The organism is Rickettsiales endosymbiont of Peranema trichophorum, assembly GCF_004210275.1.
In the GTDB taxonomy this organism is placed as follows: Bacteria; Pseudomonadota; Alphaproteobacteria; order Rickettsiales; family Midichloriaceae; genus RICK02.
Window position 1 is genome coordinate 39,576 of sequence record NZ_SCFA01000079.1, and the last position, 21,490, is coordinate 61,065.

Genomic DNA, 21,490 nt, shown 5'->3' on the forward strand with positions numbered 1-21,490 from the left:
AAAAGCAAGCCTTTATAGCATTGGTATACACTTACTTTTTGCACTGGTGGGCGATGACAGATTCGAACTGCCGACCCTCTCGGTGTAAACGAGATGCTCTACCAGCTGAGCTAATCGCCCGAACCACTAGAAATATCTTTATTTCTTTCAAAGATCAAGCACAATTTTGGAATTCCGCCCTGTAGGCTCACCCTAAGCGAAATAGACATATCACCGATGATGTGTTACAGCGGAGATGATCTATAAGCCGGGTTCTGTGTTGGTATCACCAACGGTAGCTATTCATCTTGATTAAGTGTTGCCACTTAATTCATGCGACCTACCCATGCGTTTGGCTTGAAACCATAGCTCCTAGACCATACGGTCATAGGTACGCATTGCACGGTCTTGCTTCTGATGAGGTTTACCATGCGGCCTCTATTGCTAGAGGCCCGGTAAGCTCTTACCTTACCTTTTCACCCTTACCTTTAAAAGGCGGTATATTTTCTGTGGCACTATCTATTAGATCACTCTATCTGAGCGTTACTCAGCATCATAGTTCCATGAAGCCCGGACTTTCCTCTATAAAAAACTTTTACAGCAGCTACCCAATCATCTCCGATGCCAACATAACATCAAATAGTCAGCATGCGCAATATAAATTGTTATATTCACTACCAGTCCACTGTGATGCCTTGAGCTGTACCACCTCCTGTTCCCCCATCAAAACCATCACCGTCTCTTTCATCATCTTCCAGTCTGTTAGTGGTGTCTAAGCTTTTGCAGTTTGGAGGTAGATTGTAAGCAGAATCGGTTATATACATGTTTTCTTTCATAATTGCTTTGCCTTCTGCTATTTTCGCTCCTATCTCGCTTTCAGTATAAGAACTACCAAAAATAGAGTCTTGATCAGAACCGCGTCGATTTTGATCAAGCAATTGCTCGGTCTGTGAATTATCATCATCATCAAATATACTGAAATTGATTCTATTTATGCTTCTGGCCTCTTTCTCCTCTGTATGCACCCTCATCGCTGGAGTCTTTAGAGCGGCAGTACTTTCAGTACGCTCACTACGCCATGATGAACTTGTGGGAGCTCCTCTAGGACTCAGGCCCATGTAATTCACTATCTTGTACAACATCCCCTCTTTCTCCTCTTGTATCCTTCTACACATATCCTCTGTGTAGCGATAAGCTAAGGCTGCTGAACTTGAGGTAGGATATATCTGCTCCTCTGTCGCTTCGGTATTTAAATCGACAGGACGAAAAGAGCTGGTTCTAGAAGCAGCAAAGGAACCGGGTTCAAACACACTAAAACCCGCAGTAAACCTACGATCCAATGTAGGCATCTCAGGCATTCCATTATCAAAATCCTCATCATTGTGAAGTGCAGGAGTTGGGGTTTCTTTATTGTCTTTCAGAACGTTTTTAAGTCGTCCTCGCTCCACTTCCTTTGACCCCTCTTTCAAATAACCCCATAACACTGTAAAGCTCATAACGCCAATAATTCCAGTTGCCGTCACTCCATATAAAATCGTGAAAACCTTACTAAGGTCATCCGTTTTGACATAATCTGCAACTCTATGCCATAAGCTTTTCTCATGATGTTTTAATGAGGAAGGCATAGGCCTATAATCCACTTGCTCCCTTTGTTCATGGCCCCCTGTACTCTTAATACTAAATTTACCAGGCACTGTGTGTTGTGTTCCTATATCCTGCGTGTTAGACGCTTGGGTCTGAGGCACAGCATTCACCTTCACCACGACCTCTTGTGGCCTTTGTTGATGTTGCTCTGCAGCACGCCTTGCGGCCTGAATCTCTGCTTCCCTCCTTTGGATCTGCTCTAATGTCTTCCCCATTACCATTGTTCGCCCTCCTTGTTGAAATGAACATTAATGTGATTAACTTTTTAATATACTTGTGAACCACAGTTTCAGGTTATGTGGTAGATAACAACCACATTTTGTAGTGGATGCATACCCACTTGCACAACATCAAACTATTTATGTATAACACTACATCTCAACACCTCCATACTCAAGGGTGATTCCTTGTGATAGATCGCCTGGCCCACTGTCGTCATTGTTGTCGTACCCTTCAGTGTTCCAACCAAAGACTTTGCAGGTAGGGGATATATCATCAGTATGACGTAAAGCGCTTGTAGTTGCTACTATAGTTTTCTGACCTACTTCTGTTGTTATCACGCTTGAGGTCTGAAGGGAATCTGATACAAAATTCTCAAGACTCTCACTGTATTCAATATCATCAGTAATCACACACACGCTTCCATCATCGGAATAAAGGCTGCCTGTATAGTGTGTAGTCTGGGTGGCGCTGTCTACAGTTTTTGGAGCACCTTTAGTATACCATGATAGACTTGAAGAATGTCCCCTAGGACTTAAACCACCGTAGTTAACTACATTGTATAGCACTCCACCTTTCGTCATCTGTATACTCTGATATGTGGCTCCCTCATAAGATCTTGGTATCAACCCATGTGCACTTGAAGTATGAAGTGGATGTCCCTCACTCATTTCAGTATTCAACTCGATAGGACGAAAAGAGCTAGGAGCACCAAAGGAACCGGGTTCAAATAAACTAAAACCCGGAGCAAACTTACGATCCAATGTCGGCATCTCAGGTCCACCTCTATCACCATTATTCATACCATCATCGTTGTGAGGCTCTTGATCGTGAGGGTCTTGAAGGTTAGCAGGCTCATTGTCCCTCACAACATTTTGAGGTCTCACTTCCTTCGCTTCCTTTGCTCGATCTTCCAAATAACTCCATAATACTGTAAAGCTCATAACCCCAACAATTCCAGTTGCTGTCACTCCATATAAAATCGTAAGAATCTTACTAACATCATCCGTTTTGACATAATCTGCAACTCTATGCCATAAGCTTTTCTCATGATGTTCTAATGAAGAAGGCATAGGCCTATAATGCACCTGCTCCCTTTGTTCACCGCCCCCTGTACTCTTAACACTAAGCTCACCTGGGCCTTTGTTGTGTTGAGTTCTTACACTATGCGTGTTGGACGCTTGGGTCTGAGGCACAGCATTTACCTTCACCACGACTTCTTGTGGCCTTTGTTGATGTTGCTCTGCAGCACGCCTTGCGGCCTCAATCTCCGCTTCCTTCCTTTGGATATACTCTAATGTCTGACGCATTACCATTGTTCGCACTCCTTGTTGAAATTAAAATTTATATACTACACCAATTAACACTGTTGATAACCGTAGCTTACCCTTCAGATGCTCCCTATGATCCAAAGAAGGGCAATGACTTGCCTTTAGAGCACCTAAGTCTCTATATCTGTACGATATAACCATATTTAGTCTCTCCTTGATAGAGACAAGAATTCCACCACCAACCTGCCAAGCAAATTGCTCTGTACTTGCACCCTTCAGTTCAACAGTATCGTCATGCTGATCCACATCATGTGTTACACCAACTCTATTAAAAGCAATCCCTGCACCCACAAGCACAAATGGTGTTATCTTGACACATTTTGACACATTATACTGTGCACTAGTAATGTGGCGATTGACGTTAAAGAATACACTAGTGCTTTGTATCTTAGCGCTTAGTCTATCAAAGAGAGGAGTGTGTCCTGCGGAACCTGAGACTTTTTTGGTGAATTTGTGCTTTGGGGAATAGGAGACTTCTCCTTCTACGTATGTGTTCTCTGCAACCTTTTGGCCTAGAGTTATGTCGTATACCGAGCTAGACTTTAGCCTCTCCTTTCTAAAGGTAACTGGGCCTGCCTCGTAGAATCTCCAAATCACATCGACTTTATTAGTCTGCATCCCTCTACCTATTTGCAGAGCTACATATCTACTTTCCTTGGCGGCGCTGTATATAGGACAGATGGATATACACCACAAAAACAGGTATATCTTTAAACACCGCACTGACATATCCCCCTCAAAAATCAGCTGAGTTTAATCTTGGCTTACACCGTATATTTTGATGTTAGAGCAAAAATATTAAAACATCAACACACTTAGAGCAGATATATTATGAATTATAGCAGATATCACATTATCTAGCGCACATTAAGATTAACCTTCATTTATATCTGTCAACACAGACTCCAAAGCATTTCTATAAAATGGCTTGAAGTTCGGAAAAACACCGTTGGCCTGTTTGATGCTATTTAAAAATTTTTGCGCTGTCACACGATCCCCACTCAATATCGCTGCTTTAGCAAAAGCTAGGCTGCTCTCATTGTTCAGCCTCAACGTCTTTAGTGCAACCCCAAGATATTGCCATGCAATCATATTGTCTACGTCCTGTTCTATAGCGGTCTGTAGAAGAGGTAAAGCTCTATTGACGTTCTCTTTCTTACTGTGAGTTAAAAGAGCATAGGCTAATTCCACCTTAAAGATATCAGATGCTGGCCTCAGCTTTAAGGCTTTTTCATAATATGGAATAGCGAGCTCAACTTTACCGCTTTCAAAGAGAAACTGTCCTTTCAATTCCAAAAAATAAGGATTCAGTCCTTGTGATTTTGAGATCAAAATATCAAGTAAGGTCAAAGCTTTGCTAACATCCCCTTTTTTAAAGTGCGCTATAGAAAGAGCATAAGTACCCTCTTCAGAAAGAGTGGATCCACCTTTAACACCATACTTTCTCCTCACCTTCTCAAAGGGTTCAGTAAATCCTATGATCTTTGCAACCATCATTTTATAGCGCTCTCTTAAGGCTTCCCTTGTAATTGCGATGCCTCTAGGATGGGGTTTACCATCTGCCACACGATCTCGAGATGTTTGATGTTTTGGAGCCATCAGATCATTCCCGCCTCCTGTAGTGCCTTCTACAACCATAGTATTAGCAATACTAGCCTTAAGATCTTCTATACGATCTCGAGATGTTGGGTGAGTTCTTAAATATGGACTATCCTCTTTAAAAAACGTTCTTTCATTTTGATTGAAATACTTTAGCAATTTTATCAATCCTCCTGTGCTAACATGTACCTTGGCCAAATATTTTACCGCCATTGCGTCAGCTTGAGCTTCCTGAGCACGAGAATACTTTAGTAAGTCCATATTGATGGCATGACCTGCAATCGTTGAGCCACCTACAGCAACTCCAGGTTCTTTCGTAAGAAGGCCAGCCAGCACTCCAACCAGCATACTGCTCATCATACTTCTTGTAGCATCCTTTAGTCTGTCCCTCCTATCAGCAAGGTGACCCAGCGCTATATGACCGCATTCGTGGGCGATTACGCCTGCTATCACATCTGGATCGTCTGAAAATGTTAGGGTGCCGGTATTGACGAAGATCATCTTGTTGTTATTCACGAACGCATTTAGACTGGTGTCGTCTATTACGATCACTTTGAGTCCTTGATACTCAAGCCCTGCAGCTTTGAAGATTGGTTGGGCTATATGTAACAGTGTAGACTCAATCTCATCATCTATAATGATAGACTTTGCGTATGCTTTGAACGTGAATACACAGACGAAAATCAATACGAGAAAATACCGCATACTGCCTAAGGTTTTGACTTGTGAAAGTAACACTATATGATTGTGTTATACCACGTATGCATTAGTTATAAAAATTATAAAAATAGATGTCGAATCAATTACTCTCAATACTGTTACCTCTGAACGTCAGCAGACCATTGACATACAGAAATACCACAAGCTTAAAACTACAAGTCGGACAAATTGTCGAAGTACCGATTAAAAACAAGAGCGTAATAGGATGTGTTGTAGAAGAAGTACACGATCTTCCCGACTTTCAGATACGTGATATATCTAATGTCTATGAAGGTCAGATCCTCAGCGCTAATATGCTTCAATTTATGAGGTGGGTAGCAAACTACAATGTGACCTCCGCTGAAGCTATTTTTAAAATGGTACTAGGTGGTAATAAAAAGCTAGACAAGAGCTTTCGATCTTTGATGACAGATCTTTCAACTATCAAAACCATTACATTAAGCACAGAACAAAACACAGCGTTCCAATCGATTAAGGAGCGTTTGTCAAATAACCAGCATTCAGTGACATTGATAGACGGTGTGACTGGCTCAGGCAAAACAGAACTTTACCTGGAATGTTTATCAAACGTCATAAAACGTGGAGGTCAAGCATTAATATTGCTTCCAGAAATCACACTTGCGACACAGCTCATTAAACGCTTTGAAAGCACCTTAGGCATCAAACCCGTCGTTTGGCACTCTGGTATTTCACAAAGCTTAAAATACTCATACTGGCATAATATTCGACTTGGTAATGCACAGTTTATAGTAGGAGCCAGAAGCGCTTTATTTCTACCATTTGCTCACCTCAAGCTTATCATTGTAGATGAAGAACATGATAGCTCATTCAAGCAGGAGGAAGGAGTGACATACAACGCAAGAGATATGGCAATTGTGAAAGCCAAGATAGATGACATTCCAATTTTACTTGCTTCTGCAACACCATCTATAGAGACTGCATACAACGTTCAAAGCGGTAGATACCACAAGGTATTTTTGCAATCTAGATACGGCGAAGCGGTGTTCCCCTTGACACAAGTGATAGATTTAAACAAAGAGCACATGAGACATAACATGTGGATCTCGCCTACTTTAAGACAACAGTTGATTAATACACTCAATTTAAAGAAGCAGTCGTTACTTTTTTTAAATCGGAGGGGTTATGCTCCAATTACAATCTGTGCTAAGTGCAAACACAAGATAGAATGTACCAACTGCAATTCTTTTATGGTAGAGCATAAAAAGAAAGGGGTATTGCAATGCCACTACTGTTCGCATACCATAGATAAGGTGACAGAGTGTCCTGTATGCGACTCAAGCGCCAAAATGATCGCCTTCGGACCTGGAGTAGAAAGAATCGCAGAGGAAGTACAAAAAGCGATACCCAATGCAAGAGTAGAGATCTTTACGAGCGACACCATCCAAAATCACCAAGATGCTCAACAAAAGATCGACTCTATTATCAAAGGTGATATCGACATTATAGTAGGCACGCAGCTCACAGCAAAAGGGCTGCATTTCCCTGGTCTTCACCTTGTGGGTATTATAGAGTGCGATAAAAAATTAAACGGTGGTGATGTTAGAGCACTGGAGCGCACTTATCAATTATTTCAGCAGGTATCTGGCAGAGCTGGTAGGGAGAGTACTCAGGGTGTCGTGTATATACAGACATATGAGCCAGAGAGTATGCTGATCAACCAGATTATATCTGGAGATAGGGAGGCATTTTATGCTACAGAACTAAACGACAGGAAAGTAGCAGAAATGCCCCCGTTTGCCAAGCTAGCCCTCATAACAGTACAAGCATTTGATGAATCCACTTGCGCCCAAACTGCTGATTTGCTGTCTAGTCACATACCGGAATACCACAACATTACCATTCTGGGACCAACACCAGCACCAATCTTTATGGTTCGCAAACGCTATAGGTATCGGTTCCTTGTTAAATCACCTTCCAACATCAATATGCAAAAGATCATTCGACAATGGCTCACTTGCCTTACGTTACCAAAGACTGTACAAGTGAAAGTCGACATCGATCCTCACTCTTTTTTATGATCGCCCAACGCTCCTATAAGCCACTGCCCAAACACTTCGTTTAGACCGCTCAGGCTTATCTCTGCAATACATGGGGTGGTATATGAGTGTATTTTGCAAATATCATCAGATGCTGCTTTTACAAGCTCTTTTGTGGTTTTAGCGATTAGCAAACACTCTTGAGACCTTTCTATAGTATCGTTCCACCTATATATAGACGTCACATTATCGATGATATTTACACATCCAGCTAACCTACTACCTACCAAGTGCTCCGCTATCCTCACAGCTTCACTTTTGTTTGAACAGGGCACATACAGTACAACTGCTTCCATAGCTCCTCACGAACAATACAAGGATTTATTCCAACGTCTGTGAACCCAAAACCAATCGGAGGGACTTTCTCGTATCCACTCCTCTATGGTCCTATTAATCTGGGACATTACAGACAGTACATCTGCACCTTCTGAAAATTTCAAAGGTGGCAATATATTTACTTGGTAGTTTCCATCACCAGTTCTTTTAACATACGCTAAAAATATTGGAATGTTAAATTTGATAGCAAGATTAGCGGGAGCTGCAGTAGTTTTACTTGGAATACCGAAAAATGGCACATCTATACCGTTGTTCGTCTTTTGATCAACCAACATACCGACGCTATGACCTGCCTTCAATGCTTTTACTATTTCTTTGACTCCAACCAGACCTTTTCTAAGCAGTGTGACACCGGTTTTTTGACGTATCGTGTTTATGAATGCATCGACATATGGATTATTTGCTTTTCTATGTATGATATGCACCTTGAGGTTCATTTCCTGCAGCACTCTAGGTAGTATTTCCCAATTGCTATAGTGTGCTGACACCAATATACCACCTTTAGAAATTTCACCGCTGATATCATTTATTTTTACTCTGCTCATAAACTCCTTGGAGCTCATCTTATACCAATGTGGAAATTCACCAATCATACGTCCTAGATTATTCCACATTTGCTGTATGATATTTCTCCTCTTTGCCTCGCTATAATTGGGAAAGCACCTCATCAAATTTACGTCAGCTACCTTACTAACCTTGGTATAATGCCCTATCCACTGACAAAGCTTACCACAGGCATATGATGCAAAAGCCATAGGCAGGAGTTTGCAGGCGTAAAAGAACAGATACACAAAAAATGCTTCCAATACATGTAACGCATGTTTCAACATATTTGGGAATTCAATTTGCTGATTCCGGTATCAGATTTCCAAGATTCTTGCCAGCAAGGATATGGACGTGGAAATGTGGTACGGTCTGTACAGCATCCCTACCGTGATTTGTAATGAGTCTATAGCCACTTGTTCCGATATTCAAATCATGTGCAACTTTTCTTATTATCTTGAAAAAATGTGCAATCGTCTCAGGTGTCTCACCTGCTACAAAATCATCAAATGAGACATACTGAGCTTTGGGAAGCACCAGAACATGTACAGGGGCCACGGGATACTTATCACGTATCACCAGTACGTGCTCATCCTCGTATAGTTTGTTAGATGGCAATAATCCATTAATAATTTTCGCAAAAATATTGTCCGAATTATATGCCATAACACCTCCTCATTTTATAAACTGATGGGACACTTCTGTTGCCCGGTAGTCCCACACCGCTTCGATAACCTTGTACTTAGGCCGCCATAGCAGCAGTAGGTACCCAATTATCGTTTGCTACAACTTTGTTCAAGTTTGCATTTATTTATTTTTAGCCTATTACAGCCGGACCAAACTGAGTAAAGTGTCTACCTTTTTGAGCATCTGTCGAAGCTGTTTCGCCCCCGAATAAATGTGGTGGAGGCGTCGGGTACTGCCCCCGAGTCCAAAATACCTATTATAGATAGTGTTTATTACCATAGTCATCGCTGACTTTCACATTATACCGTCAGAATCGAAGATTGTTCAAGTAGTAATTTTGTAAACTTAGGCTGACTGTTCGCGGTCTTTTGCCATTACAGCCATACGCAGCGAATAAACAGCTATAAACGGGGCAGACAACCACCAAGCAGCCCAAATATTATAACTACACTGAGAAACCAGGATGTAGGCGCTCAGTATACCGTAAACAAATGGCTGCGCGTCGATTGGAAATACCAGCCTAATTTTATTCATTATATATGCAAACATCACAGTATATGTAATGGAGCCGACTATTCCAACTTCTAATAACACTTGAAGTACGGCATTATGTGGGTGCGATGAGAACAATCCCATAGTATTTGATGCAGGCAATATTAGTATATCCCCAAGCTTTGCAAAAATTCTGGAACTACCAAACCCCCATCCAAAGTAAGGTTTGATGGATATCAGATTTAAAACATCTGTCCAGATATACAATCTATGCTGCCACGACTGGGGGAGGCGCGACCATAAGAAATCGCACTGTGGGTTTTCTATTATCGACATGATGATAAATGGTGTCAAACACGATAACGACACAAAGCAGATAAAAAACAGATAATGAAATCTTCTGAGAAATATGGAGCTGAATAACACTATGCTGGTGCTACACAACAAAGCTACTTTTGCAGCTTCGCTTTCAGAATACATTATAACATAGAGCGTTGACGCCAATACAAGCCCTATCTTCACAAATGCGCGACGACAATAGTAACGATATACCATGACCCATACTAACATCGATAAAAAAGTCATACCACGATTTAAGTCGGTCCTTAAGTATAATGACTTCTCTACTCTTGTTGAGAAAATCTCATGAAATAGTCTAATGACCATGCCACCACAATGTTGCTCTATAAAGCAACAAATCAAGGTTATTATAAAACCTATTTCAAAATATCTTATTATCTTCTCTGATTGTAACAGCGCAAGACCATTGCTAATAGTGGAGGAGGCAAGAAGAAATCCAAGGTATGCAATTGCTACAACCCTAGCATAGTCAACAACGCTTGTGTAAGGTGTAATGTAAGAAAAACAACAAAAAAGCAAGACGACGGAACATAAAAACAGAATGTGCACCCTATAATCAAGCAGCTTCAAGTCCCTGGTGTACAATGCACCACAGATCACAAACACAAAAAAGACTGATAGCGATAGTGCACCTAGAACTCCAGCAATCGGTAACAGCAGAAAACATAGCGGAATCATTACTTTCTACCAATAAAGCGTTCGTTTCTTTTTGTTAATCTCACTCACGTCTTTATTGGCTTGACACATTGTATTGTACACTACCTATTTACCAATCAAAAATTATGATATTGCTCCTTTTTCTATTTATTACATCTCCTCTTTATTGTTTTAGGGCGCTTGCCTAAACAACATCACTCCATTACTTTAACATGTCTTTTAACCTTCTTGGGTCCATTTTACTAAATCTTTTCATCATGTCGCTCATTGCCAAATGCTGCTTTAAAAGTCTGTTAATGTCTTGTACGCTAGTTCCAGAGCCCTTCGCAACCCTAATTTTCCTAGATGCATTCAATATTTTTGGCTCTTGTCTTTCAAGCTCCGTCATGGAGTCTATTATAGCCTCTATGCGTTTAAAGGCATCATCACCCACTGCTCCCTCTGTTGGCAAGCTCATCCCCGGAAGCTTTGGTAGCATCGATAACAAGGATGCTATTCCCCCCATCTTCTTCATATTTTTCAGATGCCTTTTTAAATCGTTCAGATCAAAACGACCTTGACGCATCTTTTGAGTCATAGTCAAGGCATCTTCTTCGTTAACTAGTGATGATGCCTTTTCCACAAGGGACACGATGTCGCCCATCCCTAAAATTCGCGATACTGCTCTTTCTGGATGAAATTCCTCTAATTCACTGATCTTTTCACCAACACCCAACAGCTTGATTGGAGCACCAGTAATCATCTTCAAACTAAGTGCAGCACCACCCTTAGCATCACCGTCTACTCTTGTTAGTATTATTCCGGTGATTCCTAGCTGTTCATTAAAGACTTTTCCTATATTTGCAGCATCTTGTCCTGTTAAGGCATCAACCACAAGGAATGTTTCCAGAGGGGCGGCCATCTTTTTTATTTGCTGCAATTCATTGATTGCGACAGGATCAGTATGAAGCTTACCGGCTGTGTCAAGTATCAATACTTCATATCCCTTTTGTTTTGATTCGAGCAGTACACTCTTTGCAATTTCAAGTGCGGGTAAGTTTTTATCACTTTCAAAAGTGTCAATCTCGACTTGTTTGCCCAAAATCTGAAGCTGTTCGATTGCAGCAGGTCTGTATACATCTAGTGATGCTAACAATACCTTTTTTTTCAGCTTTTTTCTTAGGAATGCTCCCAATTTCACAGCTGTAGTGGTCTTACCTGCTCCTTGCAAACCAACAAGCATAATGACAACAGGGGCTTGTCCTCCCACGTTAATTGACTGATCATCACTTTTTAAAATATTGACAAGCTCATCATTAACTATTTTGACCACCATTTGAGCTGGTGCAACACTTTTAACGATTTCCTGTCCTATAGCTTTTGTTTTGACGTTCGCGATTAACTCTTTGACAACCGGCAGTGCGACATCAGCTTCCAACAAGGCGAGCCTAATTTCTCTCATTGCGTCGTCTATGTCTTTTTCAGTCAGCACCCCTTTGCTTTTTAGCTTTTGAAAAAGTTTTGACAAACTATCACTAAGCAGTGAGAACATATACAATATCAATATTAACTAATTATCCAAAACGGTTGCTTTAAAGCTGCAACACAGACACGGCTAAGTTGACACTGTTTACAATATCTGTCAACTGGTCGATTCATCTGCACCGCTTTTAGACTTAGCTTCACAAACTCAAAGAAGGGGGTATTTTATCAGCATCTCCCTTTGTTGGTCTTTTTGTAAACAAATTGTGTATGGCCTGCCATAACCAACCACCCTCTTCCTTACCAAGGCTTTGCTGCTTTGTTAAAAATGCACCAGTTGCATTCTGAAGGTCTTTCATCGTAGCATCTTTGAAACTGGCTTCATCAAAGTTTGTTGCCTTTGTATAAAGGCTATCAGCATGTTTAGCGAAATCCATCCTCAGTATCCACCATCAATTAAATAATTGCTCTTGTTAAATCTGCCTTATCAAAGATCGCATATGCAAAATTTGAATGCTTCAGTACAGCGTTTGCTAATTTCGCTCCAGTAAAATTAGCCCTTGTAGCATAAGATGCTATGATCTTGGCATTCTCCAAATTAGCATATTGAAATGTTGCGTCATTGATGTACGTGGCAGATAGATCGGCGCCTACTAAATTTACATTATTAAAGTTGATGCCTTTTAGATCCACATAGCAGTATTGGGCCATACCCACTTCAAGGTCTACTATGTATTCGCCACTCAGGTTAATATTGCTGAGATCCGCCCCTTCTATAGACATTGCTCTGCTTTGTAGAGATTCTCTAATCGATAAGAAACTCGTTTTATCCAATTTCACACCTTTCAGAGATATTTTGCTGAGATCTACCCCCGATAAATCAACACCCGACAGATTTAATCCAAAGATGTTGATATTTGAAATATCGGTCAGACCAAGCCTTACGTAATTTAGTATATATGTAAATTGATCGACATCCACCTTGGTATTGTTAAACTTCACACCATTTAGCTCAAGCCCTGAAATATCAATGCCTGTGATATCTTCGCCGCTCAGATCTGTATCAGATATCTTCAGCTTGCCAGATATAGAGCAGTTTTTTCTAATTCCCCTAAAGTGTTCTATGCAATAGACTAAGTCATCTCTGCTTAGCTTCATGCTCCCCCTTTGTTGAATATATAGATCAAACAGCCCAGCTCGCTCTTCAGCTCCTATTTCTTTGCGTTGACCCATTGTTTTTTGACGTTAAAACCCCTTACAATCAATTTAGCATATAGACTGACAATTTTGTAGACCTTAATAAGAATGATTTAAATATTTATTTGTGATATACACTTGATATCAGCCTTAATCATCGACAACAAAATGACACTGGAAGTAGTTACATTTGGGTGTAGATTAAACACCTACGAGAGCGAAGTCATAAAAAAATTGGCAAGTCAGTCTGGACTGTCTAACACCATTATATTTAATGGATGCGCAGTAACTGCAGAAGCAGAAAGACAGTTACGCCAAGCCATTAGAAAGGCTAAAAGGGATAAGCCAAACGTTAAAATAGTGGTGACGGGATGTGCGGCGCAAATAAACCCGGAACAGTATTCTAAAATGTCGGAGGTAGACTTTGTAATAGGCAACCAGGAGAAGATTCAAGCAAAAACATATGAAACAGTTCATCAAGAAAGCTCTAAGCAGCTCTGGGAAGATGATGTAGAAAGAGTAATAGTGAACGATATCATGTCGATTCAAGAAACTGCACATCATCTCGTGGATAATATAGACGGATATTCTCGTGCTTTTATACAAGTACAAAATGGCTGCAATCACAGGTGTACATATTGTACGATACCTTTCGGCAGAGGTAATAGCAGAAGTGTTGGTGTCGGAGAGGTAGTGTCACAATGTCAAAGGCTTGTATCAGCTGGCTACAAAGAAATAGTACTAAGCGGCATCGACATTACGGACTATGGATTGGACCTACCTGGACAACCTTCGCTTGGATATATGATAACCAAAGTATTGGAGCATGTACCTGAGCTGGAGAGGTTGAGGCTCTCATCTATAGATGTTGGGGAAATAGACGATGAGCTATTTCATCTTATAGAGCATCAGCCAAGATTAATGCCACATTTGCATTTAAGTTTACAATCTGGGGATAATTTAATACTAAAACGGATGAAAAGAAGGCACTCACGCGAACAGGTCAAAGCCTTTTGTGAGCGAGTCAGGTCTCTGAGGCCAAATATAGCGATTGGAGCTGACATTATAGTAGGCTTTCCGACCGAGAGCGATGAGATGTTTCAAAACACATATAATTTGATAGAAGAGGTACAAATTCCATATTTACATATTTTCCCTTATTCCAAAAGGGACGATACACCAGCTGCTAGAATGCCTCAAGTACAGAACACCATTAAAAAAGAACGTGTACAGAGGCTAAGAGCTTTAGGGGCAGTGATTTTAAGAAATCACTTATCGTCTCAGATAGGAAAAAGAGTAAATATAGTAGTAGAGGAAGTGGTGCAGAATGATAAGACGTACTGCATATCCGGTAGAGCGGAGGACTTTAGCAAGGTCACAATCCAAAGCGATCATAAACAGGAAGTCAAAAACATTTGTGCTGCTATCGTTGAGGGATACTCGGACCATTCACTGATATGTTCTCTTGTCTAAGAGCTCGTCCCATTTTTAAATGATTCAAAACGGATTTTGTGGAACTCGGCTCTGCGCACGTATTGCGATACGCTTACGCAGCCTCATCCTCAAATCCATTTGCCTGATTTAATCTGAAGCTTGGTATGAGATATGTTGGTGGGTCTGCTCTATCACTCCATGCACTCTCCTTTGTCATGCCCGTTCCCCCCTTGTCATGCCTGCTCCCCCTTTGTCATGCCCGTGAAAACGGGCATCCATCTCCCTTTGCCAACAACAATTAATTTGCAGACATGCTCTAAGAATGTGAGATTGATATTGCGTCGTTTTCACTAACGCTTTCACTTCCCTCGCAAAAGGGTGACTCCATTGCAGGCTCTTTAACGCTATTATTTTCCGAAATTCGCCACGCAATATTCAAAGATACAGCTCTTCACAGGCATCAGGAACTAAAGTATAGCTATCGTAGTGTCGCTCCAAATGTACTGACAACTTTATCGATGATCAGCTTAGAAACATCTTGAATATCATCTTCAGATAACGTTTTTACTCTCGGTTGTAGCTTCACCGATATTGCCACAGATTTTTTGCCTACAGGAATACCAGAGCCCACGTACACATCAAACAAAGTCACCTTTTCAATTAAGTCCTTGTTCACCAACTTTATGATCTTTACAATATTAGCGCACTCCAGCTTGTCATCTACTACAAAAGCAAAGTCCCTAGTAACGGATTGTAAATCAGAAAGTTGTAATTGAGCTCGTGGTAACTTTGGAGTGAAAATAGGCAAGCGATCTACAAACAGCTCAAATACCGCAATATTTTGATGAATATCGTAACGCTTAAGGGTCATCGGATGTATTTCACCTAGCACTGCTATCAACTTGTTGCCTATACACATGGTTGCACTTTTACCAGGATGCAAATATTGACTATCGGCTCTAGCTATGCTCAAGGCTTCGGTGTTTAAGCCAGCCGTATTACAGATTGCATAAATGTCGCCCTTAACATCATAAAAATCATTTGGCCTACTATCAGTGTGCACATTTTTTTCTAGAATGTTCCCAACTCTAATTCCTGCTATACAGCACATTTGGTATTCCTCTAGTGATTCTAAGTAAACATGCCCTACCTCAAAGATGCTGAAATTATCGGTACCTCTGGAGAGATTTTTATGTGCAAGCTGTAAAAGATTATGCACCAATGTAGGGCGCATCACTTTTAAATTAGCTGTTAGAGGGTTTTTTAATTTGATGCATTCCTTATAACCTAGGCCTTTCACCCCTTCTTCATCTGCAAAAGACCAGGTGATGACCTCGGTCATGCGTCTTGAAGCTAAAACACCTCTGGTTCTATCTAGAAAAGTTTCTTTTAGATATAAGTTTGATCTTTGGTATTCACTCAGGTGCTTATACTGTACGGATAAGTCAGCAGATGGCAAATTTTCAAAGCCGTGTATCCTCAATATCTCTTCTACAATATCTTCCTGGCGCGTTATGTCACCTAAACGCCATGAAGGTATCTGCAGCCTCAACATGCCTTCACTTTGCTTCCAAGCAAAGCCAAGCCTTTCCAGTATTGATATTGCCAGGTCTTTTGAGATATTGTAGCCTACCAACGCTTCAAATCTGCTGTGATCATATAGTATCTCAGCTACATATTCAACGCGCTGACCTTTTGCTGTCACGACATTTGATGGCTCTCCTCCACACTGGTCAAGTATCGCCCTTGATATGATGTCCATAAAGAATGACGAGTTTGCTGCATCAATTCGCCTTTCAAATCTATAAGCTGCTTCAGTCATCATGTTAAGAAACCGTCTCGCAGTAGTTACCTCCAAAGGACTAAAATCTGCAACTTCTACAATAATATCTTTTGTATGAGCATCCACTTTACTTAGCTCCCCTCCTATTACTCCAGCAACAGACAGCACCTTTTCCTCGTCAGCAACAACCGTCACACTTGCATCTAATTGTACTTCATTGCCGCCTATCATTACAAATTGCTCCCCATCCAATGCCTTTCTTACGCTAATATTACCCTTCACTTTATTTGCATCGTATATGTGATTTGGCCTACCATAGTCAAACATCATAAAATTGCTAATGTTTACCAAAGGTAGATCGGATACAGAACCAATCATTCCTAGCAACTTGACGTATTCCTCGTTCTGACCTCTATCGATCACATTGGAAATTTTTCGACATAAAAACTCGCCACATTGAGTGGTCCGGTCAATATGTATCTTAATATCATTGCGACATGACTCGACAATTGTTTGCTGAGGATAGTGGACAAGCTTTCCAATAGCAGCAGATATGTCCCTCGCTATACCGTATACGGAAGCAATATCACCACGGTTAGATGGTACTGCGATGTCTATAATCACATCATTAAGTGCAAGAACTGTTGCGAGCTTCCGACCAACTTCCACATCACTTGACAGCTCTAGTATTCCATCAACCTGGTCAAGTAACAAGGAGTTTGATGTCTTATTCAACAAGTTATTTAAACATAACTCTTCTGCTGAACAAAGCATACCCTGGCTCTCCACGCCCCTGATCTTTGATGCTTTTATTTTCATTCCATTACTAGGAATGATAGTTCCTATGGGTGCTAAAACCACATTGATACCTGGTCTAGCATTATGTGCTCCACACACGATCTGCAAGGTTTTGGTACCATCGTTAACTTTACATACTTTTAATTTTGAAGCTTCTGGATGCTCTACAGCCTCTAGTATATGACCTACCAAAAACTGTTCATGATCGGCTCCTTGATCCTGAAAGGACTCCACTTCCAATCCAATGGCAGAGAGCTTATCAAGTAAAATCTGATACTGCACGTCAGTCTTTAAATGACGTTTCAGCCAATTTAGTGTAAATTTCATAGTATTAGGACCAATTGAACATCATTAATCACTGACGTTATCTCTGATTTTCTGACGATAACGCAACACGCTTAACGGAATCAGGAGTATGTAAAGTATACCAAGTATTGGCAGTAATATCCAAGGTTCTAGTAGCACGCCTGCTATTATCACACCAGCAAGCACCAAAAACACAGTGATATTTTCCCTTTTAATGTTGACGTTCTTGAGTGAAAAAGTTGGAACGCGACTTATCATCAACATGCCTATTGCACTCAGGTATATGCCATTAAACCAAGGGGCAAATATCTCGTTTGTCATTTGAAATGTAAGCATTACTGGAATCAAGCTAATAGCTGCGGCAGCGGTAATAGGTACACCTGTAAAGTAACCGTAGGCAGTGATCTTAGTGGTCACAGTCTTATCTATGCTTTGCACATTAAATCGAGCTAGCCGCAAAGCAGCGCACGTCACATAGAACAGTACTATAGACCAGCCAATACCACGGTAAGGTATCTCCCGCAAAGACCAGATATACATCACGATTGCAGGGGACACGCCAAAGCTTACTATATCTGCTAAAGAATCTAAATGAGCTCCAAAGTTTGTTGTACTGTTGAAGAATCTAGCTATTCTTCCATCCAGACCGTCCATAAATGCAGCTATGATGATCAAGCCAACTGCAGTTTGGACTTTCAAGTCCAATGCATACCTTATGGCACTGATTCCAAGACACAACCCCAAGATCGTGATCATATTTGGAATAAGCCTGTACAAGGGAACCGGCAAGCTTGTTGTGACTTTATGCCGTATTTTATTTTTTTTGATCATCTAATGCCTATTAATTCTGGTGCATATTCATTTATACACTTTACCATGACGCTTCTTTTGTTCACCAATGAGGTTTGCAAGAACTGTCTCTCCCCCGATTACTCGTTGCCCTTCCAGCACCATCGGTTCTATACCAGCTGGCAGATAGACATCCACCCTACTTCCGAACCTAATTATTCCAAATCTTGCTCCTGCTTTTACTTTTTGTTTGTCATTGAGATTGCAAACTATTCTTCTAGCTATCAATCCTGCAATCTGGACCACAACGATCTCCTGACGATCATCTGTTTCAATTAAAATTGATTGACGCTCATTGTCTTTACTGGCCTTGTCAAGAGAGGCATTTAAAAACTTCCCAGGATGATACGAGAGGTTTTTTACAACCCCTGAAATAGGCACTCTGTTGACGTGCACATCAAAGACGTTGAGAAATATGCTAACTCTAGTCAATTCCTTGGCTTCCATGTTAAGTTCCGGTGGCGGCGGTGCTTTTTGAATGGCTTGCACGAGACCATCAGCAGGGCTTATGATCAAGGATTTGTCTATTGGTGTGACTCTGTCTGGATCTCTAAAAAAGTATACACACCACAGCGTCAAGATGATCCCGATCCATCCAATGGTTTTTGAGAATGCAAAGCAAACAAGAGTCGCCAAGATAAATGACATGATAAATACATAGCCCTCTCTATGAATGCTAGGTAAAATTGCTGCTACAGGTTCTATCATATTTTAATTTTATATACATTGATGATTGGAATATGCTATGGTATCTTCTAGCACAGTTCACCAAAACTTTATACAACGATTTTCAAAAGTGGAGCATTAAATAATGAACGATATTAAAGCGGTAATCGGGAAAATCAATGCCATCGGCGTTTTTTGTGGAGCAAGCAAAATAGTATCGCAGGAATACATGGACTTGGCTTTTCAGTGTGGCGAGATGTTGGCACAAGAAGGCATAGAGCTTGTATATGGCGGAGGGGCATACGGCCTTATGGGTGAAGTTTATAGAGGCGTAAATACTCACGGTGGTAAAATCTTTGGAGTATATACTCAGATGCTAAACGAGGTAGAGCCTTTAAACGACAACATTACAAACTGCACGATCGTTGACACATTGTATCAAAGGAAGGAATTAATGATCTCAAGATCCGACGCGTTTTTTATTTTGCCTGGTGGATTTGGTACATTGGATGAATTCTTTGAGATTATCGTTTTGAAGTTTATGCGCCAACACGACAAAAAGCTGATACTTGTGAATTACAAGGGTTTTTGGAACAAACTGATTGACTTGTGTGAGGAACTGAAGGAAAAGAAGTTTGTGAAGTGTTCGACTGAGCTTTTATACAGCACTGTATCAACACTCGAAGAGGCATTTCAGCTTATCAAGGCCTAAGTCTCCCCCTGACCTTTCTCTAGAAACATCTATACTCTTGCCGCGACATGCTAAAAGTTGGAATTATTGGAATATCGGGTAGAATGGGCCTAGAGCTTGCAAGAATTGGAGTGGATAGGCACATTAAGAATCAACTAACAGTATCTGCTGCCACTGTACAATCTGGAGATGCTAGTGTTGGACGAGATATTGGAGCCGTTGTTGGAAGGGATTTGATAGGAGTTGTATGCTCTGATAACGTTGTTCATGCTGTGAAATCTTCTGACGTCGTCATAGACTTTACAATACCTGAGCATTCATTGTACATCGCTAAGCTTGCATCTATAGAGCGTACAGCTTACGTGTGTGGGACCACTGGATTTACTAGCGGACAAATGCTGACACTCCAGGAATATGCACAAAGCACACAGCTTTTTTGGTCTCCGAACATGAGTATCACTGTCAATCTACTGGCCTTTCTAGTAAAGAAAGCGGCTGGGCTTTTGAACAGCTCATTTGACATTGAGGTTCTTGAGATGCATCACCGTAACAAAGTTGATGCACCATCTGGCACAGCTTTAATGTTAGGAAAGGCTGCAGCAGAGGGTAGATGTCTCAACTTTGATGACGTCAAAATATTTGACAGATCGGGCAAGCGTCCTAAAGACGGAATAGGATTTGCCGTACTAAGAGGGGGTGGGGTTGTAGGAGAGCACTCTGTAATTTTTGCTTCCAACGAAGAGAGATTAGAACTAAAAGACGTTGTATACTCTCGTGCGGTGTTTGCTGAAGGAGCTTTTGCAGTTCTTGATTGGTTAGTGAAGCAAACTCCTTCAAAATTATACAGTATCAGCGACTATATTGAATCGATTGCAAAGTAGGCGTCATATCAAATTTCAGATTGGATCAGGCAAATGGATTTGAGGATGGGGCTGCGTAAGCGTATTGAAATACCTGCGCAGAGCCGAGTTTCACAAAATCCATTTTGAATCATTTAAAAATGGTCATCGGTATCATCGCTCTGAATACCACCATACTTCCCCTCTGTAACTCCACCACTCCTCCTCTCTCGTCACCCCCCCTCTTTTGTCATTTCCGTACACCTCCTTGGCCACTTTATATTCCACACGTTGCTGGTAACCAAGGGCGTATGGAACAATTCCGAATATCACGAGAATGTACAAGACATATTCTCAGATACCAGCTCCATCTGCTTCCCGCAAAACGCCAGGCCGATTGCTAATACCTCTTTCACTCCGTTCTGTCTAAATAGCTCCAGATATTGCTTATCTTTTACCTGCTTCAACCCTTCTTGCGCCTTTGCCTTCAGCTTCTTCGAATCATCTGTTGCCTTAAACTCCAGCAAGATACCAGCTCTTCCACTCCTCTTCGGGAGCATCACCACGTCAAACCTTCCAAGTCCTGACTCTTGATTAGAGCGTATGTAGTACTCTCCTCTCAATCCCACTACTAGACCCAATATAAATACATGAAATACTTGCTCAGGTGTGTTCTTATTAAAGTCAAAGTAGCTACCGCTTTGCATTATGTAGCTTGTGATATACATCTCAAACCTCTCCATGTCACCATCCATCAAGCTTCTCACAAAGCTGTCGTATGACCCAACTCTTGTTGCTTTGCTGAACCATTCAGACACTATCCTATCATATACAAACCCTAT

At 41.0% G+C, this 21,490-nt stretch carries 20 protein-coding genes, 1 tRNA gene and 2 other RNA genes; 4 read left to right on the plus strand and 19 right to left on the minus strand.

Annotation, left to right across the window (positions count from 1 at the left end; translation table 11 throughout):
• Nucleotides 1–44 precede the first annotated feature (44 nt).
• From EDM53_RS04230 to EDM53_RS04255, 6 genes are all read right to left on the minus strand, one after another.
• A tRNA-Val gene (locus EDM53_RS04230) sits at nucleotides 45–120 on the minus strand.
• 107 nt (nucleotides 121–227) lie between these two features.
• Nucleotides 228–599, minus strand: an RNA gene (gene rnpB, locus EDM53_RS04235) — RNase P RNA component class A.
• 54 nt (nucleotides 600–653) lie between these two features.
• Nucleotides 654–1,844 carry a hypothetical protein gene (locus tag EDM53_RS04240; protein ID WP_130122423.1) on the minus strand — a complete coding sequence of 397 codons (1,191 nt, stop codon included), beginning with the start codon at nucleotides 1,842–1,844 and terminating at the stop codon, nucleotides 654–656.
• Between the two features lie 150 nt (nucleotides 1,845–1,994).
• Nucleotides 1,995–3,158 carry a hypothetical protein gene (locus tag EDM53_RS04245; RefSeq protein ID WP_130122424.1) on the minus strand — a complete coding sequence of 388 codons (1,164 nt, stop codon included), beginning with the start codon at nucleotides 3,156–3,158 and terminating at the stop codon, nucleotides 1,995–1,997.
• 21 nt (nucleotides 3,159–3,179) lie between these two features.
• Entirely contained in the window at nucleotides 3,180–3,902 is a 723-nt protein-coding gene (locus EDM53_RS04250) for an outer membrane protein (protein ID WP_130122425.1), read from the minus strand.
• 144 nt (nucleotides 3,903–4,046) lie between these two features.
• Nucleotides 4,047–5,477 carry a M48 family metalloprotease gene (locus EDM53_RS04255; RefSeq protein WP_130122426.1) on the minus strand — a complete coding sequence of 477 codons (1,431 nt, stop codon included), beginning with the start codon at nucleotides 5,475–5,477 and terminating at the stop codon, nucleotides 4,047–4,049.
• 86 nt (nucleotides 5,478–5,563) lie between these two features.
• Between EDM53_RS04255 and priA the strand changes: the two genes are divergently transcribed.
• A complete protein-coding gene (gene priA / locus EDM53_RS04260; RefSeq protein WP_130122427.1) occupies nucleotides 5,564–7,531 on the plus strand; it encodes a replication restart helicase PriA in 1,968 nt (655 codons plus the stop codon).
• Here the strand turns inward: priA and cutA are convergent.
• The 8 genes from cutA to EDM53_RS04300 form a co-directional block, all read right to left on the minus strand.
• Complete coding sequence (cutA, locus tag EDM53_RS04265) at nucleotides 7,516–7,845, minus strand: divalent-cation tolerance protein CutA (protein WP_130122428.1); 330 nt, start codon at nucleotides 7,843–7,845, stop codon at nucleotides 7,516–7,518. The genes priA and cutA overlap by 16 nt on opposite strands.
• 6 nt (nucleotides 7,846–7,851) lie before the next feature.
• On the minus strand, nucleotides 7,852–8,715 hold the full coding sequence (locus tag EDM53_RS04270) for a lysophospholipid acyltransferase family protein (protein WP_130122429.1): 864 nt from the start codon (nucleotides 8,713–8,715) through the stop codon (nucleotides 7,852–7,854).
• A gap of 10 nt (nucleotides 8,716–8,725) precedes the next feature.
• Entirely contained in the window at nucleotides 8,726–9,094 is a 369-nt protein-coding gene (locus EDM53_RS04275; protein ID WP_130122430.1) for a histidine triad nucleotide-binding protein, read from the minus strand.
• Nucleotides 9,095–9,118: 24 nt separating this feature from the next.
• Nucleotides 9,119–9,446: a transfer-messenger RNA gene (ssrA, locus tag EDM53_RS04280) on the minus strand.
• A gap of 14 nt (nucleotides 9,447–9,460) precedes the next feature.
• Nucleotides 9,461–10,645 carry an O-antigen ligase family protein gene (locus tag EDM53_RS04285; RefSeq protein ID WP_130122431.1) on the minus strand — a complete coding sequence of 395 codons (1,185 nt, stop codon included), beginning with the start codon at nucleotides 10,643–10,645 and terminating at the stop codon, nucleotides 9,461–9,463.
• 181 nt (nucleotides 10,646–10,826) lie between these two features.
• Nucleotides 10,827–12,155, minus strand: a complete 1,329-nt coding sequence (gene ffh / locus EDM53_RS04290) for a signal recognition particle protein (protein ID WP_130122441.1) — start codon at nucleotides 12,153–12,155, stop codon at nucleotides 10,827–10,829.
• A gap of 130 nt (nucleotides 12,156–12,285) precedes the next feature.
• Nucleotides 12,286–12,522 carry a hypothetical protein gene (locus EDM53_RS04295; protein WP_130122432.1) on the minus strand — a complete coding sequence of 79 codons (237 nt, stop codon included), beginning with the start codon at nucleotides 12,520–12,522 and terminating at the stop codon, nucleotides 12,286–12,288.
• A gap of 19 nt (nucleotides 12,523–12,541) precedes the next feature.
• Nucleotides 12,542–13,318: a pentapeptide repeat-containing protein gene (locus tag EDM53_RS04300; protein WP_130122433.1), complete on the minus strand. Its 777-nt coding sequence runs from the start codon at nucleotides 13,316–13,318 to the stop codon at nucleotides 12,542–12,544.
• 105 nt (nucleotides 13,319–13,423) lie between these two features.
• On the opposite strand from EDM53_RS04300, the gene mtaB reads away from it, so the two are divergent.
• The gene (mtaB, locus tag EDM53_RS04305) at nucleotides 13,424–14,755 is read left to right on the plus strand and encodes a tRNA (N(6)-L-threonylcarbamoyladenosine(37)-C(2))-methylthiotransferase MtaB (RefSeq protein WP_410528560.1); all 1,332 of its coding nucleotides are present in this window, start codon (nucleotides 13,424–13,426) and stop codon (nucleotides 14,753–14,755) included.
• A 439-nt stretch (nucleotides 14,756–15,194) separates the two neighbouring features.
• On the opposite strand, the gene pheT is transcribed toward mtaB, so the two are convergent.
• From pheT to EDM53_RS04320, 3 genes are read right to left on the minus strand one after another with little or no spacing between them, the layout of a single operon-like run.
• On the minus strand, nucleotides 15,195–17,624 hold the full coding sequence (pheT, locus tag EDM53_RS04310; RefSeq protein WP_130122435.1) for a phenylalanine--tRNA ligase subunit beta: 2,430 nt from the start codon (nucleotides 17,622–17,624) through the stop codon (nucleotides 15,195–15,197).
• Nucleotides 17,625–17,648: 24 nt separating this feature from the next.
• Nucleotides 17,649–18,434 carry a CDP-diacylglycerol--serine O-phosphatidyltransferase gene (gene pssA / locus EDM53_RS04315; RefSeq protein WP_130122436.1) on the minus strand — a complete coding sequence of 262 codons (786 nt, stop codon included), beginning with the start codon at nucleotides 18,432–18,434 and terminating at the stop codon, nucleotides 17,649–17,651.
• Nucleotides 18,435–18,461: 27 nt separating this feature from the next.
• Nucleotides 18,462–19,160: a phosphatidylserine decarboxylase gene (locus tag EDM53_RS04320; protein ID WP_130122437.1), complete on the minus strand. Its 699-nt coding sequence runs from the start codon at nucleotides 19,158–19,160 to the stop codon at nucleotides 18,462–18,464.
• 103 nt (nucleotides 19,161–19,263) lie between these two features.
• On the opposite strand from EDM53_RS04320, the gene EDM53_RS04325 reads away from it, so the two are divergent.
• Both EDM53_RS04325 and dapB read left to right on the plus strand, forming a co-directional pair.
• A complete protein-coding gene (locus EDM53_RS04325; protein ID WP_130122438.1) occupies nucleotides 19,264–19,830 on the plus strand; it encodes an LOG family protein in 567 nt (188 codons plus the stop codon).
• A gap of 47 nt (nucleotides 19,831–19,877) precedes the next feature.
• The gene (gene dapB, locus EDM53_RS04330; RefSeq protein ID WP_130122439.1) at nucleotides 19,878–20,690 is read left to right on the plus strand and encodes a 4-hydroxy-tetrahydrodipicolinate reductase; all 813 of its coding nucleotides are present in this window, start codon (nucleotides 19,878–19,880) and stop codon (nucleotides 20,688–20,690) included.
• A gap of 132 nt (nucleotides 20,691–20,822) precedes the next feature.
• Here dapB and EDM53_RS06370 read toward each other — a convergent pair whose 3' ends face one another.
• Nucleotides 20,823–20,981 (minus strand): hypothetical protein, encoded by a 159-nt coding sequence (locus EDM53_RS06370; protein WP_207215475.1) that lies wholly within the window; start codon nucleotides 20,979–20,981, stop codon nucleotides 20,823–20,825.
• Nucleotides 20,978–21,490: PD-(D/E)XK nuclease domain-containing protein (locus tag EDM53_RS04335; protein WP_207215476.1), on the minus strand; the 513-nt coding region annotated here is incomplete at its 5' end. The genes EDM53_RS04335 and EDM53_RS06370, both read right to left, overlap by 4 nt.

What these genes read in the sequence shown, in the direction of transcription:
- EDM53_RS04240 (WP_130122423.1), bottom strand. Translation starts at nt 1,844, where the DNA reads ATGGTAATGGGGAAGACATTAGAGCAGATCCAAAGGAGGGAAGCAGAG.
- EDM53_RS04245 (WP_130122424.1), bottom strand. Translation starts at nt 3,158, where the DNA reads ATGGTAATGCGTCAGACATTAGAGTATATCCAAAGGAAGGAAGCGGAG.
- EDM53_RS04250 (WP_130122425.1), bottom strand. Translation starts at nt 3,902, where the DNA reads ATGTCAGTGCGGTGTTTAAAGATATACCTGTTTTTGTGGTGTATATCC.
- EDM53_RS04255 (WP_130122426.1), bottom strand. Translation starts at nt 5,477, where the DNA reads ATGCGGTATTTTCTCGTATTGATTTTCGTCTGTGTATTCACGTTCAAA.
- priA (WP_130122427.1), top strand. Translation starts at nt 5,564, where the DNA reads ATGTCGAATCAATTACTCTCAATACTGTTACCTCTGAACGTCAGCAGA.
- cutA (WP_130122428.1), bottom strand. Translation starts at nt 7,845, where the DNA reads ATGGAAGCAGTTGTACTGTATGTGCCCTGTTCAAACAAAAGTGAAGCT.
- EDM53_RS04270 (WP_130122429.1), bottom strand. Translation starts at nt 8,715, where the DNA reads ATGTTGAAACATGCGTTACATGTATTGGAAGCATTTTTTGTGTATCTG.
- EDM53_RS04275 (WP_130122430.1), bottom strand. Translation starts at nt 9,094, where the DNA reads ATGGCATATAATTCGGACAATATTTTTGCGAAAATTATTAATGGATTA.
- EDM53_RS04285 (WP_130122431.1), bottom strand. Translation starts at nt 10,645, where the DNA reads ATGATTCCGCTATGTTTTCTGCTGTTACCGATTGCTGGAGTTCTAGGT.
- ffh (WP_130122441.1), bottom strand. Translation starts at nt 12,155, where the DNA reads ATGTTCTCACTGCTTAGTGATAGTTTGTCAAAACTTTTTCAAAAGCTA.
- EDM53_RS04295 (WP_130122432.1), bottom strand. Translation starts at nt 12,522, where the DNA reads ATGGATTTCGCTAAACATGCTGATAGCCTTTATACAAAGGCAACAAAC.
- EDM53_RS04300 (WP_130122433.1), bottom strand. Translation starts at nt 13,318, where the DNA reads ATGGGTCAACGCAAAGAAATAGGAGCTGAAGAGCGAGCTGGGCTGTTT.
- pheT (WP_130122435.1), bottom strand. Translation starts at nt 17,624, where the DNA reads ATGAAATTTACACTAAATTGGCTGAAACGTCATTTAAAGACTGACGTG.
- pssA (WP_130122436.1), bottom strand. Translation starts at nt 18,434, where the DNA reads ATGATCAAAAAAAATAAAATACGGCATAAAGTCACAACAAGCTTGCCG.
- EDM53_RS04320 (WP_130122437.1), bottom strand. Translation starts at nt 19,160, where the DNA reads ATGATAGAACCTGTAGCAGCAATTTTACCTAGCATTCATAGAGAGGGC.
- EDM53_RS04325 (WP_130122438.1), top strand. Translation starts at nt 19,264, where the DNA reads ATGAACGATATTAAAGCGGTAATCGGGAAAATCAATGCCATCGGCGTT.
- dapB (WP_130122439.1), top strand. Translation starts at nt 19,878, where the DNA reads ATGCTAAAAGTTGGAATTATTGGAATATCGGGTAGAATGGGCCTAGAG.